Source organism: Streptomyces sp. NPDC040545 (assembly GCF_055595065.1).
The window spans coordinates 93,771-109,241 of sequence record NZ_JBVIWA010000019.1 but is presented as its reverse complement, the minus strand read 5'-3'; the positions used below and the strand labels follow the sequence as shown (position 1 = coordinate 109,241).

The 15,471-nt window shown below is 73.4% G+C and carries 17 protein-coding genes; 5 read left to right on the top strand and 12 right to left on the bottom strand.

The annotated features are described in order from the left end of the window. Positions 1-73: 73 nt before the first annotated feature. The 6 genes from ACZ573_RS29945 to ACZ573_RS29920 all read right to left on the bottom strand — a co-directional run bounded on the left by ACZ573_RS29945 (position 74) and on the right by ACZ573_RS29920 (position 6,975). On the bottom strand, positions 74-1,432 hold the full coding sequence (locus tag ACZ573_RS29945; protein WP_471310138.1) for a cytochrome P450: 1,359 nt from the start codon (positions 1,430-1,432) through the stop codon (positions 74-76). Between the two features lie 116 nt (positions 1,433-1,548). Next, complete coding sequence (locus ACZ573_RS29940) at positions 1,549-3,636, bottom strand: SpoIIE family protein phosphatase (RefSeq protein WP_471309999.1); 2,088 nt, start codon at positions 3,634-3,636, stop codon at positions 1,549-1,551. Continuing rightward, on the bottom strand, positions 3,629-3,766 hold the full coding sequence (locus ACZ573_RS29935) for a hypothetical protein (RefSeq protein ID WP_471309997.1): 138 nt from the start codon (positions 3,764-3,766) through the stop codon (positions 3,629-3,631). The genes ACZ573_RS29940 and ACZ573_RS29935 overlap by 8 nt, the downstream gene beginning before the upstream one ends. A gap of 27 nt (positions 3,767-3,793) precedes the next feature. Continuing rightward, positions 3,794-5,170: an LCP family protein gene (locus ACZ573_RS29930; RefSeq protein ID WP_471309994.1), complete on the bottom strand. Its 1,377-nt coding sequence runs from the start codon at positions 5,168-5,170 to the stop codon at positions 3,794-3,796. A 152-nt stretch (positions 5,171-5,322) separates the two neighbouring features. Next, the gene (locus ACZ573_RS29925; protein ID WP_471309992.1) at positions 5,323-5,754 is read right to left on the bottom strand and encodes a VOC family protein; all 432 of its coding nucleotides are present in this window, start codon (positions 5,752-5,754) and stop codon (positions 5,323-5,325) included. Positions 5,755-5,886: 132 nt separating this feature from the next. Continuing rightward, complete coding sequence (locus tag ACZ573_RS29920; RefSeq protein WP_471309989.1) at positions 5,887-6,975, bottom strand: DUF5954 family protein; 1,089 nt, start codon at positions 6,973-6,975, stop codon at positions 5,887-5,889. A 251-nt stretch (positions 6,976-7,226) separates the two neighbouring features. On the opposite strand from ACZ573_RS29920, the gene ACZ573_RS29915 reads away from it, so the two are divergent. The 3 genes from ACZ573_RS29915 to ACZ573_RS29905 all read left to right on the top strand — a co-directional run bounded on the left by ACZ573_RS29915 (position 7,227) and on the right by ACZ573_RS29905 (position 9,338). After that, entirely contained in the window at positions 7,227-7,799 is a 573-nt protein-coding gene (locus ACZ573_RS29915; RefSeq protein WP_471309986.1) for a hypothetical protein, read from the top strand. 51 nt (positions 7,800-7,850) lie between these two features. Continuing rightward, the gene (locus ACZ573_RS29910) at positions 7,851-8,642 is read left to right on the top strand and encodes an N-acyl homoserine lactonase family protein (RefSeq protein WP_471309983.1); all 792 of its coding nucleotides are present in this window, start codon (positions 7,851-7,853) and stop codon (positions 8,640-8,642) included. Between the two features lie 342 nt (positions 8,643-8,984). After that, the gene (locus ACZ573_RS29905) at positions 8,985-9,338 is read left to right on the top strand and encodes a hypothetical protein (protein WP_471309977.1); all 354 of its coding nucleotides are present in this window, start codon (positions 8,985-8,987) and stop codon (positions 9,336-9,338) included. 19 nt (positions 9,339-9,357) lie between these two features. On the opposite strand, the gene ACZ573_RS29900 is transcribed toward ACZ573_RS29905, so the two are convergent. Together ACZ573_RS29900 and ACZ573_RS29895 are read right to left on the bottom strand one after the other, a co-directional pair. After that, on the bottom strand, positions 9,358-9,705 hold the full coding sequence (locus ACZ573_RS29900; protein ID WP_471310136.1) for a TetR family transcriptional regulator C-terminal domain-containing protein: 348 nt from the start codon (positions 9,703-9,705) through the stop codon (positions 9,358-9,360). Positions 9,706-9,879: 174 nt separating this feature from the next. Beyond that, positions 9,880-10,863, bottom strand: coding sequence for an aldo/keto reductase (locus ACZ573_RS29895; protein WP_471309974.1), 984 nt, complete (start codon positions 10,861-10,863; stop codon positions 9,880-9,882). A gap of 102 nt (positions 10,864-10,965) precedes the next feature. Here ACZ573_RS29895 and ACZ573_RS29890 point away from each other — a divergent pair, with 102 nt between their 5' ends. After that, positions 10,966-11,559 (top strand): TetR/AcrR family transcriptional regulator, encoded by a 594-nt coding sequence (locus tag ACZ573_RS29890; protein ID WP_471309971.1) that lies wholly within the window; start codon positions 10,966-10,968, stop codon positions 11,557-11,559. 21 nt (positions 11,560-11,580) lie between these two features. On the opposite strand, the gene ACZ573_RS29885 is transcribed toward ACZ573_RS29890, so the two are convergent. The 3 genes from ACZ573_RS29885 to ACZ573_RS29875 all read right to left on the bottom strand — a co-directional run bounded on the left by ACZ573_RS29885 (position 11,581) and on the right by ACZ573_RS29875 (position 13,748). Next, on the bottom strand, positions 11,581-11,793 hold the full coding sequence (locus ACZ573_RS29885) for a hypothetical protein (RefSeq protein WP_471309968.1): 213 nt from the start codon (positions 11,791-11,793) through the stop codon (positions 11,581-11,583). 383 nt (positions 11,794-12,176) lie between these two features. Next, complete coding sequence (locus tag ACZ573_RS29880; RefSeq protein ID WP_471309965.1) at positions 12,177-12,962, bottom strand: alpha/beta fold hydrolase; 786 nt, start codon at positions 12,960-12,962, stop codon at positions 12,177-12,179. 114 nt (positions 12,963-13,076) lie between these two features. Beyond that, on the bottom strand, positions 13,077-13,748 hold the full coding sequence (locus ACZ573_RS29875) for an alpha/beta hydrolase (protein ID WP_471309963.1): 672 nt from the start codon (positions 13,746-13,748) through the stop codon (positions 13,077-13,079). A gap of 356 nt (positions 13,749-14,104) precedes the next feature. On the opposite strand from ACZ573_RS29875, the gene ACZ573_RS29870 reads away from it, so the two are divergent. Then, positions 14,105-15,007, top strand: a complete 903-nt coding sequence (locus tag ACZ573_RS29870; RefSeq protein ID WP_471309960.1) for a GNAT family N-acetyltransferase — start codon at positions 14,105-14,107, stop codon at positions 15,005-15,007. 198 nt (positions 15,008-15,205) lie between these two features. Here ACZ573_RS29870 and ACZ573_RS29865 read toward each other — a convergent pair whose 3' ends face one another. After that, on the bottom strand, positions 15,206-15,409 hold the full coding sequence (locus tag ACZ573_RS29865; RefSeq protein ID WP_471309958.1) for a hypothetical protein: 204 nt from the start codon (positions 15,407-15,409) through the stop codon (positions 15,206-15,208). Between the last annotated feature and the right edge of the window lie 62 nt (positions 15,410-15,471).

Genomic DNA, 15,471 nt, shown 5'->3' with positions numbered 1-15,471 from the left:
CGGCCATCCCTGATTCCCCCGCTCCCCAGTACGTCCAACTGGTCTGCCGGCCAAGGCAGGAGCCGCCCTCAGCCTATCCGTGCCGATCTTGGATGACACGCCGTTCGGTCCCGCCGCGGCTGAGGGTGACGGGCGTCGGGCCGTCGGGGCGGACGGTGATGCTGTACGCCGCCCCGGTGGGGACGGCCCGGAAGACCGGGATGTGGGCGGGCAGCAGGAGTTCGAGCAGGGCGACCGACTCCCGCAGGGCGAACTGCTGGCCCAGGCAGGCACGGGGGCCGATGCCGAACGGCAGGTAGGCGCCCGGCCGGGTGGGACGGCCGCCCGCAACCGTGAAACGCCGGGGGTCGAAGTGCTCCGGATCCGGCCACAGTTCGGGGTCCCGGTGGGTGAGGTAGGGGCAGACCAGCAGATCCGTGCCCGCCTCGACGCGGTAGCCCGCCAGGACGTCGTCCTCGGCGGCGTGCCGGGGCAGGATCCACGCGGAGGGGTAGAGCCGGAGCGTCTCGCCGACCAGGGCCTGGATGGCCTCGCGCCGCTCCGCCGAGCCCTCGGGACCGGCCGCGAGCGCCTGCTCGCGGGCCGCGGGATGGCGGTCGAGGAGCAGGTACAGCCAGGTCAGCGTGGTCGCGGTCGTCTCGTGGCCGGCCACCAGCAGGGTGACGAGCTCGTCCCGCACCAGCCGGTCGGTGTACTCGGGACGCTCGGCCGAGGCGTCGACCAGCACCTGGAGCAGCCCCGGCCCGTCGGGTCCCGGCGCGCCGTCCCGCGCCGCCGCCACCGCACGCCGGGCGACCTCGTCGATCCTGGCCAGGTCGCCCGCGACGGCGTCCCGGGCGTCCACCTGGTCGGCGGGCAGGCTCGGCAGCGCGGCCACCACGGTGGCCACGGCGGTCAGTTCGTGCGCCGTGACGTCGTCCAGCGGATGCCCGGTGAGCGCCCGCCAGATGGTGTCGAGGGCGAAGCGGCGCATCTCCTCGCCGAGGTCGAAGGTCCGCCCGGTGTGCGCGTGGCCGGCCCACCGCGCGGCCGTCGTCCGGGCCGCCCCGGCGATCCGCGCCTCGTAGCGGCGCATCCCCTTCCCGGTGAACTGCGACTGCAGCAGCTTCCGTTGGCGCTTCCAGGCCTCGCCGGTCGCGGCGAGCACCCCGTCACCGATGAGCAGGCGGGCGCGGTGCGAGCGCTTGACGTACCGGTCGGGGTGCAGGGCGAGCACGTGCTGCACGGCCTCGGGCGCGGTGACCAGGACGGTGGGCTGCGGCCCCGGACCGAACGCGGCGACGCCGCCGAGCCGTTCGCGTACCTGAGCCAACAGGTCGACCAGTTCACCCCGGTGGGTGCGCCACCGCTCGACACAGCCGGCGTCCGCCTCGGGGAGCGGTCGCCCCGCCTGGGACCGCTGCGCGGCGGGCGGCCCGCTGCTGGCGTCGATGGCCACGGCTCTTCTCCTGTCCGGCTGTCGGGACGGTGCCCGAGGGCACGTCGGCATCACGGACTGTACGGGGACAGACGTGTGCAGTGACAGCACCCGACAGCCGATGGCCCGATTCACACGGGTGGCCGGTGGGCGGGGACGCCGATACGGGCCGCGAGGAGAGCGATGTCGTCGTCCGCGGAGGCGGGCACCAGATGGGCGATGAGGGAGTCGCAGAGGTGGTCGAGCGACTGCTCGGGCGCGGCGAGCAGACCGGTGAGCTCGTCGAGGCGTTCGTCGATGTCACGGCTGCGCGCCTCGATGAGGCCGTCGGTGTACAGGACCAGGGTGCTGCCCGGCGGAAGGGCGATGTCGGTGGTGGTGAAGGAGATTCCGCCGACGCCCAGCGGGACGCCCGGCGGGGTCTTGACGAGGTAGACGGTGCCGTCGGGCTGGACCACGGCCGGGGGCGGATGTCCGGCGCGCGTGACCGTGCAATGGCCGGTGGCGGGGTCGCACACCACATAGAGGAAGGTCGCGAGCATCGGGTCGGACAGGTCGGCGAGGGTGGCTTCGAGCTGGTGCAGCAGGGCGGTGGGAGGCATGTCGAGGCGGCCGAGGGCGCGGACGGTCGCGGAGAGCCGTCCCATCACGGCGGCGGCCGCGATGCCGTGGCCCATGACGTCGCCGATGAGGAGCGCGGCCCGGCCCCCACTGAGGGGCAGGACGTCGTACCAGTCACCGCCCACCTCGTTGACGTCGCTGGCCGGCAGATAGCGGTGGGCGATCTCGATACCGGCCGGCGGGGTGACGTGCTGGGGGAGCATGCTGCGCTGGAGGACGACCGCGGTCTCGTGCTCGTGGTGGTAGAGGCGCGCGTTGTCGATGCTGATGGCGGCGCGGGCCGCCAGTTCACCGGCAAGGGTGACGTCGTCGGACCCGAAGGGGCCGGTGTGCCCGGTGCGGTAGAAGGTGGCGACGCCGAGGACCATGTCGCGGGCGATGAGCGGCGTCATCATGAACGAGTGCACGCCCAGCTCCAGGAGTTGGGCCGGCTTGGGGGAGTGCCGGGCCGCGGTGGCGACGGTCCGGTCGTCGAGCTGGGCGATCAGGAACGACTGACGGGCCGCTAGGGCCTGGGTGTAGGGGGCGGTCGCGGGGAAGATGATGGTCCGGCCCAGGGGCGCCAGGGTCTGCGTGACGGCGGAACCGGTCAGCGGCGCCTTGCCCAGACGGCGCAGGGCGACGCCCCCGGCCAGCCCCGTGCCGGGCTCGATACCGCGGGCGAGGGAATCCAGGACATCGACCGTGACGGCGCTCGCGAGATGCGGGACGGCGAGGTCGGCGAGCTCCTGCGCCGTCCGCTCCAGGTCGAGGCTGGCGCCGATACGGGAACTCGCCTCGCTGAGCAGGGCGAGGCGGCGGCGGCCCGCCTCGACCTCGCTGTGGTCACGCTGCTGCAGGGTGATGTCCAGGAGCGAGGCGATCACGCCGATCGGCCGGCCGCCGGGATCCTCGACGCGCACGTACGAGCACGACCACACGTGGTCGTGGTCCGGGTCGGCCGGGGTCCGGCCGGTACGGCGCCGGTCGAGGACCGGCTCACCAGTGGCCAGGACCTCGCGCATCGCCTGCTCCATCTCGTCGGCGTTCACCTCGGGCAGCAACTCGGCCAGCCGCCGCCCCACATGGGCGGACTCCGCGAGACCGTTCATCGCTTCGAGGGCCGGGTTGACCTGGAGGAACCGCAGCTCCGTGTCGAGGACCCCGATCCCGACCGGCGAGCGGGCGAACAGCCCGTCCCAGACGGCCGACGACCCGCGGATCCGGCGGGCCGCGTGCGCGTCCGCCGCGAAGACCAGCACGGCCGAGGCACCGTGGCGGCGGTCCGGGACCGGACAGGCCCAGATCTCCAGCTCCAGCGGGTGACCCTTGCTGTGCCAGGCGGTGACCGTACCCATGACCCCGCGCCCGGTGGCGGCCGTCTCCCACAAGGAACGGCCCAGGCTGCGATCGGCTCCCGGATGCAGGAGATCGGAGATGTGCCGCCCCAGCACCTCGGGCGGGGCGTAGCCGAGGAGCTGCTGCGCGCCGTGGTTCCAGCGCACGATCATCCCGTCGCTGCTGGTCGCCACGAGCGCGACCGGCAGGGCGCCCAGCCATCCTCCGGCATCCTGGGCGGCGCTGCTGATCAGGTCGTCGAGCGGCATCTCCTCATGCATCCTGCACCCGCTCCTCCGGGGCGGCGCCGGCCTCGCGCCGCGGCAGCCCCACCGGTGCGGCGTGCGCCACCGCCGGCCCGGCGCCGCGGCCGCACCACGGTCCGCTCCTGCGGCCACTCACCTGGTGCATGCTGCGACTGTGCGTGGTCCACATCTCTCATCGTCGCCCGGATGGCTCCACGGCGCTCCCCGGCTGCGCGGCCCCGGCCGCCGCCGGGGCTTCGGCGCAGCGGAGGCGGTCGGCGGTCACGGGGGCGCCGTCGGCCACGTTGCGGTCGTAGGTGACGCTCCTGACCTGGACGGGCCGTGCGCCGACGGTGACCTCGACGACCGCGTCGAGATCCGGGTCCGCCTGCCGGCGGGAGCCGGGCAGGGCGGCCGCGACGGTCGCCGCGTCGTCCTCCTGGCCGGTGGCGTACCGGATGAGCGGGGGCCCGGACGGGCGCACCGCCGGTGCGCTCGCCGAGGTGTCGGTGACGGCGAACCCGTTTCCGCGCAGGGCGGCGGCGACCTCGGCGTCGTCCACGCGGACGGCGATCCGGGCCGGGTCGGTCGGGGCCGGGTTCTCCGCGACGGGCTGGATCCGGGTGTCGCCCGTGATCGGCCGGTCCGCGCCGAGCGCCTGCCACAGAGCGGCGGAGCGGGCTTCGTCCCACACCAGGGTGGAACCCACTCCGGGTACGCGGTGGTCGAAGAGCCGGATGGGGACGGTCGCGAACTCCGTCCGGTCCGACCGGAGGTGACCGAGCGCCCAGCCGATGCGCACCAGGTCGTCCAGGCCCGTCCCTTCGTCGGTGCGTACGGTCTTCAGCAGGGTGCGCACGGTCCGTGCCGTGCTGATGGGGCCGGCCAGGGCGCCCTCCGCGGTGAGCCGGGCCAGCAGGTCGTCGACCACACGCTGCTGGCGGCGGACCCGGCCGAGGTCGCCGGGCCGGAGGTCGACGTGCCGGGCCCGGACGTAGCGCAGTGCACCGTTCCCGTCGGCGAGGTGGCGGCCGGCGCCGATGTCGAGTCCGGAGTTCTCGTCCTTGAGCGGCCTGTCCGTGCACACGGTGGCGCCGCCGAGGTTGTTCACCGTCTGCTCGAAGCCCCTGAAATCGGTCTGCAGATAGTGGTCGATGTGCAGGCCGGTGGCCTTCTCGACGGTGGCCACCGTGAGCGGGCCGCCGCCGAGCGCGAACGCACCGTTGATCTTGCCGCTACGGGCCGGGGCGGTGGCGGTGGTGCCCGCGTACTCGACGTAGGAGTCGCGCGGGATGGAGACGATGCTCGCGCGCCGCCGGTTCTGGGACAGGTGGACGAGCATCATCACATCGGTGCAGTTGCACCCCTTGCCGCCCACGTGCAGGCGCCGCTTCTCGGCCGCGGAGAGCCCGGCGCGGCTGTCGATGCCCACGACCAGGATGTTGGTGCCCCGGCCGCCGCCACCGCCACCGCCTGCCGACGCACTCGCGGCCGAGACGGCCTGGGAACCCGCGAAGGAACCGCAGGAGAGGGCGGTCAGCAGGGTCAGAGCGACAGCGATACGACGCAAGGCACATCCCCGGAATAGAACGGACCGGCTGAGATCGGGAATGTACTGGCCCCGCGTGCGAGCGGCCGGGCCGGACGCGCCGGGATTCCTCCCCGCAGGGGGCGGGCTTGGTACATCTGCCCGCCGTCGCGGCCGAGGGGGCGCCGCCCAGGTCAGCGCTCGGACAGCTCCGAGGGCGCCTCCTGGACCACCCAGCTGTTCCCGTCAGGGTCCTCGAAGGTCATGAACGAGTTCCAGGCGCCGCCCTTGCCCTCCTCCCAGCCCGATGCGCCGAGGTTCCGGACGGACGACACGTCCACGCCCCGGGCCACCAGCTCCTCGCGGGCCGCCTCGATGTCCGTGACGCACAGCTGAAGACCGTGCAGGGTGCCCGGCGCCATGGTCTGTCCGCCGGGCGCCCCGGGCATCCCCTGGAGCATGGCGATGGAACACCGGGAACCGGGCGGGGTCAGCTGGATGACGCGCACCCCCGGGGAGACCTCGTCGTCGAGGTCGACGCCGAAGCCGACCTGGTCGGCGTAGAAACTCTTCGCGCGGTCCATGTCGGTGACAGGGACGGGGACGACTTCGAGCGTCCAGTTCATGGGTGTCTCCCTCGGGGCATCAGCGGGTCGCACAGCGGGGCGGGTCCACCGTTCCCCATGAGGTCTGGTGGCGCACGCCGAAACGCCCGGCGGGCGCCGACTTCTGCGGGAAGGGCGGACGCGTGCCGTGCGTCAGTCGTCGGGCAGGACGCGGCCGTCCTCGTCGAGCGAGAGGTGGATCCGCGCGGGCTCCTGGCTGTTGACGTCGGACGGCCGCGGGCCCTCAGGCCCGTCGGGCCCCCACCGCAGCAGGCGGCGGGTACGGACGATCTGGTACACGGCGCCCTGGAACTCCAGCCGGTCCACACGTCCGACCCGGAGCGTGTCGGCGGCCCCGGCGTACGCCGCCAGCTTCGCGGCCCGCAGGTCCGCGGACTCCCCGCCGCCCGCGGCCGTCCACGTACGGGCGTCCGTACGCGGGTCGGCGTCGTGGGGGATGTGACCGCGCATCCGCGGCCACATCCACGTCAGCGCGAAGTCCAGCGACTTGCGGGCGGCGTGCGGGGTCGGGTGCGGGCCGCTGACCGGCCGCCAGCCGTCCGTGGTCCGCTCCACGACGCCGAAGGCCGGCGGCATCAGCAGGACGTCCGGGTGGGTCTCCAGGGCCCGCCGCGAGTCGGCGCGCACCTCCTCGGGGAACCGCTCGCCCGTGTAGCACAGGCCGCGCAGCGCCAGCTGCTCGAACGCCTGGGTCGGGGTGACCGGCGCGTCCGGATCCATGACGAGACCGTCATCGATCCCGGGCTCGCGGACGGCCCGGTCCCAGTCACGGACCAGGGGCTCCGGGTCCGTCGGGCGGGGCGCCTCCATACCGCCGGGGCCCGAGGCCGCGTACTCCTCGGCGCGCACCACCCGGTACCGGGTCCCGGACACGACGAGTTCGTCGACCCGCTCGCTCTCCAGCCGGGCGACCGCCGCCAGCAGTTCGCGCCGCTCCGCCCGGTCCTGCGCCTCGTCCTTCGCGTGGAACCACAGCCGCGAGTTCAGCCCGTCGCGCGCCTGCTGCGGGCAGCCGGCCGTCACTTCGAGCACCACCCGCCACCGCGGCCCGTCCCCGGCGGACTGCGCCGCCACCCCGAACAGCGGGCCGCGCACCACCACATCGCCCGCCCGCGCCACGGCGTCGAGCGCGTCGGCTTCCACTGCGGCTTCCACCGGTTCCACCGGCACCCGCACCACCACCGGCCGCGACCCGCGCGGCCTCATGTCCCCACGGTCCATGGCCCCATCCTGCCGACCGGTGCCGGGCACCGCCCCCGATTCGCCGATTCCCCAGCCCCGGGGGACCCGGGGGCGGTACCGTCCGCGCACCCCTGGCATCTCCCCGGCACACCCCCTGACATTCGTCACTGTCCGTCCCGCCGGATACGCGCGAGCCTGAAGGAGCGGAAGCAACGGGCGACGACGGGCAGGGGGCGGCCATGACGGTGACAGGACCGACGGGACCGACGACGGGACCGACGACGGGGGCCGTGACACCACGGCCGACCCGGGCCGGGACCGTACGGATATGGGCCCGGTCGCTGACGGCGGTGGTGCTGCGGCGCCCGCCGGCACCGGGGCCGCGGCACTCGGCCGGGACGCGGCAGGTGGTGCTGGTCCTGGCGGCGACGGAGATCGTGGTGGCCTTCCTGCTCTCCTCGATGCTGCCGCCCGCCGTCCGGCCGGTGCACGCGGCACTGGAGCTCCTGCTGGTGCTGGGCGGACTGGGCCTGGTGGCGGCGCTGGTCCGGCACCCCCACGAGGTGGACGAGGAGCGGGTGGTCCTGCGGACCGCCTTCCTCGGTGACCTGACCCTGCCGCGCTCGGCGGTCCGCTCCACCTCCCCGGTGGTCCGCACCGTTCCGGGCCGCGGCCCGAGGCCCGTGCCCGGCGAACCGGGAGCGGTGGCCTGCTCGGTGGAGAGCGCACTGAACGTGGCCGTGCACCTGGACCCGCCCGTACGCCTCGACCTGGGCCCGGCCGGGCCGGTGGAGGCGGCGACCGTGTACATCTGCGTGGACTCGCCGCCCGACCTCGAGGCGGCCCTCCGCAGCGTGGTCTAGCCTGGACGGGAGGAATCCGCCCGCCGGCACGTGGGGAGGGAGGTCCCCGAGGTGACCCCGAGACTGCGCGTGACCACACTGGACGCGGGACCCTTCACCCTGCCGAAGAGCGACCTCCTGTACGGGGCGAGCGGCACCGTCACCGTGCCCTCGACGGTCGCCGTCATCGAGCACGCCACCCACGGACCGATCCTCTTCGACACGGGCGTCAACCACCGCGTCGCGGACCCGGAGGCGGCCGAGGCCCACTGGGGTCCGGGCCTGCGGGCGGCGTACGGCGCCGAGGGGTTCACCCGGGCACACGCCGTCGACGCCCAGCTGGAGCGCCTCGGCTACCGGCTCGCCGACGTCCGGTACGTCCTCTACTCACACCTGCACCTCGACCACGCCGGAGGGATGACCTACTTCCCGCACGCCGTACACGTGGCCCAGCACGACGAACTGCGCCACGCCTGGTGGCCGGACCGCTGGACGGCCCGGGGCTACGCCTTCGAGGACTACGCGGGCGGCCGGAACTACGACTTCCTCGAACTGAGCGGTGACACCGACCTGTTCCGGGACGGCACGCTCACCCTCGTGCGCACCGCCGGCCACACCCCCGGCCACCAGGGACTCATCCTCGACCTCGACCACCACGGGCGGATCGCGCTCATGGGCGACGCGGCGCACCTCCAGCAGGGGCTGGAGCACAACGTGCCCATGCTCAGCGACTGGAACACCGAGGAGAAGATGCTGACCTACGGGCGCCTGCGTGTCCTGTCCCGGTCCGGCATCCCGGTCTTCCTCTCCCACGACCCGGAGCACTTCGCCGCCCTGCCGCACGACGGCGAGTTCTGGGACTGAGAACCCCGGACAGGCCACCCCCGAGCCCCCGGCAGGTCCGCGCTCCACCCCACCGGGCGCTGTCCCCCGAGGGGGTCCGGTGGGGCGGGATCGTGCAGCGAGGCAGCCCGCCTCAACCCTTGAATGGGAATGCTCCGACTGTAGGACGAGCCACTGACAATGCCCGGAAGACCAGGCTCGAACTCGAACGTACATGCGATGGACGGCCTGGTCAGGCGGGCTCGGAATGCCGGCCCCGGCCGTCCGGCGCACTCTGGGGATACGCGGGACCCGACCGTACCGAAACCGTCCCGGCCCCGGCGCCGCCCGCCGGCGGCCCCGAAGCGTGGGGAGGCAGCACCTATGGCCAGGTCCGACGAACCGAAGGGCTGGGGGCCGCTTCCGAACCCGCCCCCGGAACTGTTCTACGCGCCCCCGGGCGAGCCCCTCGACGACGCGCGGCGCACCGCGATCCTCGACTGGACCGTCAACCAGTACGTCGCCCTCGGATGGCGCGTCGAGTCGCGTTCCCCGACCCAGGCGGTGCTGGTGCGCGGCGGGAACGTCAACCACCTCCTGCACGCGATCCTGACCCTCTTCACCTGCCTGCTCTGGGGCGTCGTGTGGGTCGTGCTGGCCCTGGGGAACAGGACGGAACGCGTCGCCCTCACCGTCGCCCGGACCGGCCAGGTCCAGACCGTGCACGGCCCGGGCTGACCCGGACCGGCCGGCCCGGTCACACGTCCGGGAACTCCGGGGCGATGCCCAGCGTGGGGGCGATGGCCCGCCAGATCGTCGACCGGGCCGCCGCGAGGTCCACCCGGGGATCGTCGAGCATCAGCCGGATCCCGAGGCCGTCGCACAGGGCCAGCACCAGGGTGCCGAGCGCGGCGACGTCGCAGTCGGCGAACTCCCCCGAGCGGACACCCCGTTCCACGGCCCCGCCGACCCACGCGTGGAGCTGGTCGCACAGGTCGACGGCCAAGTGCCGGGCCGCCGTGTCGCGCTGCGCCCGCACCCACAATTCCTGCCAGAGCTTCCAGTCCTGGCGCAGCTGCGCGTCGGTCGGCAGCATGCTCCGCAGGATGCGGGCCAGGACGACCGTCCACCTCTGACGCGGGTCTCCCCGAGCGGGCCGGTGTCGCCGGGCGGCTTCACCCGGGCACCCAGGTGGATCGCGCGGGCTCGTACGGCTTCCGGGGCACCGGCTCGGGCGCCGGTGCCGCCCCCCGGGCCCGGTTTCCGCACCGTAACAAGATCAGCCGTTCAGGGAGGCCATCAGTTCGGGTGCGTAGCGGTCGCCGGAAGCCACGCCGTGCGGCGCCACGGCGTCGATGGCGGCCAGCTCAGCGGGGGTGATCGTCACGGCGGTGGCGGCGATGTTCTCCTCCAGGTAGCTGCGGCGCTTGGTGCCCGGGATGGGGACGGCGCCCTGGTGGAGGGTCCAGGCCAGGGCGAGCTGCGAGGGGGTGACGCCCTTCTCGGCGGCGATCCGGCGCACCTGGTCCACGACGGCGAGGTTGCGGTGGAAGTTCTCGCCCTGGAACCGGGGGTCGGTGCGGCGGAAGTCGTCGGCGGCGAAGTCGTCCGGGCTGGTGAGGGCACCGGAGAGGAATCCGCGTCCGAGCGGGGAGTAGGCGACGAGCCCGATGCCGAGTTCGCGGAGGGCATCGAGCACGCCGTCGTGCTCGATGCCGCGCTCGAAGAGGCTGTACTCGGTCTGTACGGCGGCCAGCGGGTGCACGGCGTGGGCGCGGGCGATCGTGGCGGGGGAGACCTCGCACAGTCCGATGTGGCGGACCTTGCCGGCCTCGACCAGCTCGGCCAGGGCGCCGACGCTCTCCTCGATCGGTACGTTCGGGTCGACGCGGTGGAGGTAGTAGAGGTCGATGTGGTCGGTGCCCAGGTGACGCAGGGAGCGGTCGGCCGAGCGGCGGATGTACTCGGGGGTCGCGTTGTGTCCGACGAAGGAGCCGTCGTCGGTGAACTCGACCCCGGTCTTGGTGGCGACGACGGCCGCCTCGCGGCGGCCGGCCAGGGCCTTGCCGAGGAGCTGCTCGTTGCGGAAGGGGCCGTAGCCCTCGGCGGTGTCGAGGAGGGTGACGCCCAGCTCCAGGGCGCGGTCGATGGTGGCGAGGGACTCGGTCTCGTCGGTGGCGCCGTAGTGGGCGCTCATCCCCATCAGACCAAGGCCCTCGGCGCCGACCTTCAGTCCCTGGCCGCCCAGTGCGCGGATCTCCATGGTGTGCTCCTCACAAGAAAGTAACTAACTGGATAGTTCGAGTCTGCGACGCGTCGGCCTCGTTTGTCAATAACTGGATAGTTACTTGCTAGGCTGCGGTCCATGGCACGGGATTCCCACGCGACGAAGGCGCGCCTGCTCGACGCGGCCTTCACCGAGTTCGCGACCTACGGCATCGCGGGTGCGCGCGTCGACCGCATCGCCGAGGCGGCGCAGGCGAACAAGCGGCTCATCTACGTCTACTACGGCAACAAGGAGCAGCTCTTCGACGCCGTGCTCCAGCGGGCCCTCGCGACGGGATCGGAGTCCGTCCCCTTCGACGTCGACGACCTGCCCGGCTATGCGGGGGCGGTCTTCGACCACCTCGTCGAGCGGCCGGCGCTGATGCGCCTCGTCCTGTGGAAGCAGCTGGAGCGCCCGGGGTCCACGGACGAGGAGTCCGCGTCCTACGACGCCAAGATCGCGGCGGTCGGGCGGGCCCAGGAGGCGGGCCGGATCGATCCCGCAGTGCCCGCGGCGGATGTGCTGACGCTGGTCATGGGCCTGTCGCAGGCCTGGTTCGCCGCGGTGGGCGGCCCGGCGGCGGGCGCGACGGACACCGGCTGGGCCGCCGAGCGGCTCGCCGAGCACCGCGCGGCGGTGGTGGAATCCGTCCGCCGGATCACAGCACCCGCACCACCGGCCGGTGCAGCCTGAGCGCGCCTTGAGGAGCCTCGGTCAGCGCTGCGGCCCGGCGAACTCCAGCAGGGTCCGCTCGTAGCGCCCGCCGAAGCCCACCCGCGTGACGTCCTCGAACCGGAACTTCGACAGCTCCGGGCGCCACCGCGCCTCGGTGTCGACCTCCCGCAGCCGCAGCGACTTCGGCCGTACCGCGGCCACCTCGCCGATCCAGCAGGCATCCGGCGCGTCCCGCCCGACGTGCAGGGACACCGACCCGAAGCCCGGGAGGCGCCCTCCGTCAGGTCCGCCGAATCGTCCAGGGCAATCCCCGGCTCGGGCGCCCGGGCCGGCCGGCGCCCGCGCCGCCGCAGCGCCCGGACGGTCAGGCAGTCCGTACCGCCCCGCCACCGGACCTTGGTGACGTCCGCGGTACGCACTGCCGCCCGGCCGTCGAGCTGGACGTCACTGCACAGGGCGATCAGGGTCCACGCCGCGCCCGTACCGACGACGAAACCGTCGAGCCGGTCCGCGCCCCCGATCGCCGAGCGGTGGACGCGGTCCGCGTGAACCTGGACATGTGGCTGCACCGTCCCGGGACGCGGCGGCACTTGGGTTTCGGCCCGTCCGCGTCCCCGCGTTCCCGCGTCCCCGCGTCAGCGGGTGAGGAACGGCCGGAGCGCCGCGACGAGTTCGGTGGGCGCGTCGAGTGCGATCAGGTGGGCCGCGGCCGGGAACTCGACCAGGGCGGCGCCGGGAATCTCGGCGGCGTACCGGCGGGCGATGTCCTGGAAGTCGGCGCCGTCCAGCAGGCCGATCCCGACCAGGGTGGGAACGGCGATCGTCGCGATGTCACCCGCCGCGCCACCCACGGAGTGCTCCCCGACCGCGTCCTGGTTCACCAGCGACGTCCGCATCGGGGTACGGAGCCGTTCGGCCAGCCCCGGAGCGACGTCCTCCCAGCCGCGGCCGGGCCCGCGCAGCCACATGTCCAGGTTCACGCGGACCGCGGCATCCAGGTCACCCGCCTCCAGGGCCGCCGTCTCGGCCTCGTCATAGGCCACCATGTCCGCCGACCAGCCGTAGCCGGGCCACGGCGGGGCGAGCAGCGTCAGCGACCGGACCCGGCCGGGGTGGGCGAGAGCGAAGTTCACGGCCACCCGCCCGCCCCAGGACGCGCCGATGAGGCGGACGCTCTCGTGACCGAGGTGGTCCAGGAGCCGGCACAGGTCATCGGTCTCACTGAACGGCCCGGTCGGGGGCGCGGACTCGCCGAAGCCCCGCAGGTCGTACCGGATGACGGTGTTCCGCTCCGCGAGGGCGGGCGCGACCGCGTCCCACATGGTGTGGTCGGCGACGCCGGCGTGCACGAGCACCACGGGCGAACCTTCGCCCGTGACGGTGTAGGAAAGGTGGCCGAGATCGTCGGCAAGGATAGGCATCCGCAGATAGTCGCAGGTCAACACCGCACAGGCCAACGGATTCCGGAGGCGACCGCCCAGGCCCGCGCACGCCGCCCTGCGGACGCCGGCACCGGCACCCCGGATCTCACACGCTCACCCGCGCCGGAGCGTGGACGCGAGCAGTTCCTGCAGGAGTTCGACGACGAGTCGGGGCCGGCCCACGAACGGGGAGTGGCCGGTCCGCCACTCGCGCACGTCGGTGCAGCGCGAGGCCATCCTCCGCTGCAGGGCCGGGTCGACGGCCCGGTCCTGCGCGCAGACCACGTAGGTGGAGGGGGTGTCCTTCCAGCTGTGGTGCTCCGGAACTCCGCGCCCGCAGCCGGGGGCTTGGGTACGCAGCAGGCCGACCGCCCGGGCGGCGAGAGGCTTTGGGCAGTCGCCGTAGAGGGTGGCGGCGGCCAGGCCGGGGCGCAGACTGGTCGAGCCGTCGGGCTCAGGGCGGATCGCCTCCCGGAGCTGCGCGGACGCCCCACCTAGACCGGCCGCGCTCTCACCGGTGTCGGGAACGAAGGCCGCCAGGTACACCAAGTGCCCTGCCCCGCGCACCCCGGTGATCACCGAACCGCCGTAGGAGTGGCCGAGCACGACCGCAGGCGCCGGCAGCGCGTCGACGGCAGCCTGGACCGCGCAGGTATCGGCGGGCAACGAACCCCGGTGCAGCTCGGGAACGGCGACCTCGGTCCCAGAAGCCCGCAAACGCTCCGCCACCCCGGCAAAGTGCTCAGGTCGGTGATAGAGCCCGTGAACGAGCACCACAGCGGCCAATTCACCCCTCCTCAGCTCGGCATCAACCCAGTAAACCCTTTTGGCATGGCCTCTCCAGGGCGAGGACGGCCGTGGCGATGACGGTCATACGGTGCGGCGCCGCCCGCCGCCCGTGGGCGCTGCTCTTGTGCGCGTAGGTTACCCAAGCCTCCACCGCGACCGGCTCGCAATTGCGTGGACGAGCCTGTTGATGACCAAGTATCGTCCGGGCTCGGACCACGTCGCGCGAGCCGAACGGAAGGAGGCGAGCCCCGTGCAGATCACAAGTATCCAGCGCTCCCTCCCCGTTACCCCGGTGTGGTTCGTCTGATCCGAGACCGGGAGCGCCTCACGCAGTACACGTCCCGGAGGACTCCATGACCGATCTGGTCATCCGCGCGCTCGACGAGAGCGACGCCCACCTGTTCGACGCACACCCCGATCCGCTGAACGCCCGTGCCGCCCACGAGCGCACCACGCACCGCCCCGAGTGGAAGCGGGTGGCCCTGCGCGACGGCACGGTCGTCGCCCGTGGCGCCTGGTGGGGCGGCACCGATGACAAGGAACCCGTCAACGTCAACTGGTTCGACGTCGCCGAGGGCGAGGTGGAGGCCGGAGCCGAACTCCTGCGCTCCGCACCCTGGCAGGTCGAGCTCGAGCTCAACCTCCCCGGCGACTGGCGGGACCACCCCGACCTGGCCGCCGCCACCGAGACCCGCTTCGCCGCCGCCCGGGCGGCCGGCTACGAGCTCCTGGTGGAACGCTTCCTCTACCGCTGGACCCCGGAGCGCGGACTCCCCGAACGGCCCGGCCGCCTCGTCTTCGGCGCCGAACCCGACGACGCCGTCTTCTTCGACGCACTGCGCCGCATCCACTCGGCCACCCTCGACGCCCACGCGCTGAAGGCCATAGCGGAGGGCGGCCTCGATCAGGCCGCCCAGGAGGAGCTCGACTTCTTCCACTGGTGCCCGTCTCCGCGGGAGTGGTGGCAGACCGCCCGTACGCCCGAGGGCGACCTGGCCGGCATCCACATCCCGGCGCACAACCCCTCCGGACCGACCATCGGCTTCATCGGCGTCCTCCCGGAACACCGCGGCCGCGGCTACGCCTACGACCTCCTCGCGGAGTGCACGCACTTCCTGGTGGAGCACGGCGCCGAGGCCGTCACCGGGGCCACGGACCGGGGCAACTTCCCCATGGCCGCGAACTTCGCCAAGGCCGGCTTCCCCGTGGTCCGCGAGCGCGTCAACTTCCACCCCGTGGCCCCGGCCTCCCTGTAGCAGCGGGTCCTGATCCTCGCCCCGCGCCGTCATGTTCTCGCTGCGGGGCGAGGATCCGAGCGCACCACCGGCGGCCGACTCCCGGGTTCTGTCCGTAGACTGACGGTCATGGCATGCCGCATCAGTGAGCTGGTCATCGACGCCGCGGACCCCGCCCCCCGGCGCCACGACAGGGCGGTGCTGCCAGCCCTACGGTCCTCAGATGCCGCGGAGCGTCACCTCCGCGGTGGCTTCCCGTAGCTGCTGGGTCTGCGCCTGGACCAGATGGAACAGGGCCTCCCGGGCCAGCCTGCCCGCTGTGTTCCCGTACCGCACGGCGCGCCCGCCGGTCGCCGCCACGCAGGCGGTGGCGGCCCGCAACCAGATCGGGCAGCCGGCGGTCCCGCAGACCGGTGTCGGCACTCTTGGCCGCGCCTTCACGAGTACCGTTCCCCCGCCCGGTACCCCGCGCATCGGCGATCACC

What these genes read in the sequence shown, in the direction of transcription:
- ACZ573_RS29925 (WP_471309992.1), bottom strand. Translation starts at nt 5,754, where the DNA reads ATGAACTGGACGCTCGAAGTCGTCCCCGTCCCTGTCACCGACATGGAC.
- ACZ573_RS29890 (WP_471309971.1), top strand. Translation starts at nt 10,966, where the DNA reads ATGGCACGGGATTCCCACGCGACGAAGGCGCGCCTGCTCGACGCGGCC.
- ACZ573_RS29935 (WP_471309997.1), bottom strand. Translation starts at nt 3,766, where the DNA reads ATGCACCAGGTGAGTGGCCGCAGGAGCGGACCGTGGTGCGGCCGCGGC.
- ACZ573_RS29920 (WP_471309989.1), bottom strand. Translation starts at nt 6,975, where the DNA reads ATGGACCGTGGGGACATGAGGCCGCGCGGGTCGCGGCCGGTGGTGGTG.
- ACZ573_RS29905 (WP_471309977.1), top strand. Translation starts at nt 8,985, where the DNA reads ATGGCCAGGTCCGACGAACCGAAGGGCTGGGGGCCGCTTCCGAACCCG.
- ACZ573_RS29870 (WP_471309960.1), top strand. Translation starts at nt 14,105, where the DNA reads ATGACCGATCTGGTCATCCGCGCGCTCGACGAGAGCGACGCCCACCTG.
- ACZ573_RS29880 (WP_471309965.1), bottom strand. Translation starts at nt 12,962, where the DNA reads ATGCCTATCCTTGCCGACGATCTCGGCCACCTTTCCTACACCGTCACG.
- ACZ573_RS29940 (WP_471309999.1), bottom strand. Translation starts at nt 3,636, where the DNA reads ATGCATGAGGAGATGCCGCTCGACGACCTGATCAGCAGCGCCGCCCAG.
- ACZ573_RS29895 (WP_471309974.1), bottom strand. Translation starts at nt 10,863, where the DNA reads ATGGAGATCCGCGCACTGGGCGGCCAGGGACTGAAGGTCGGCGCCGAG.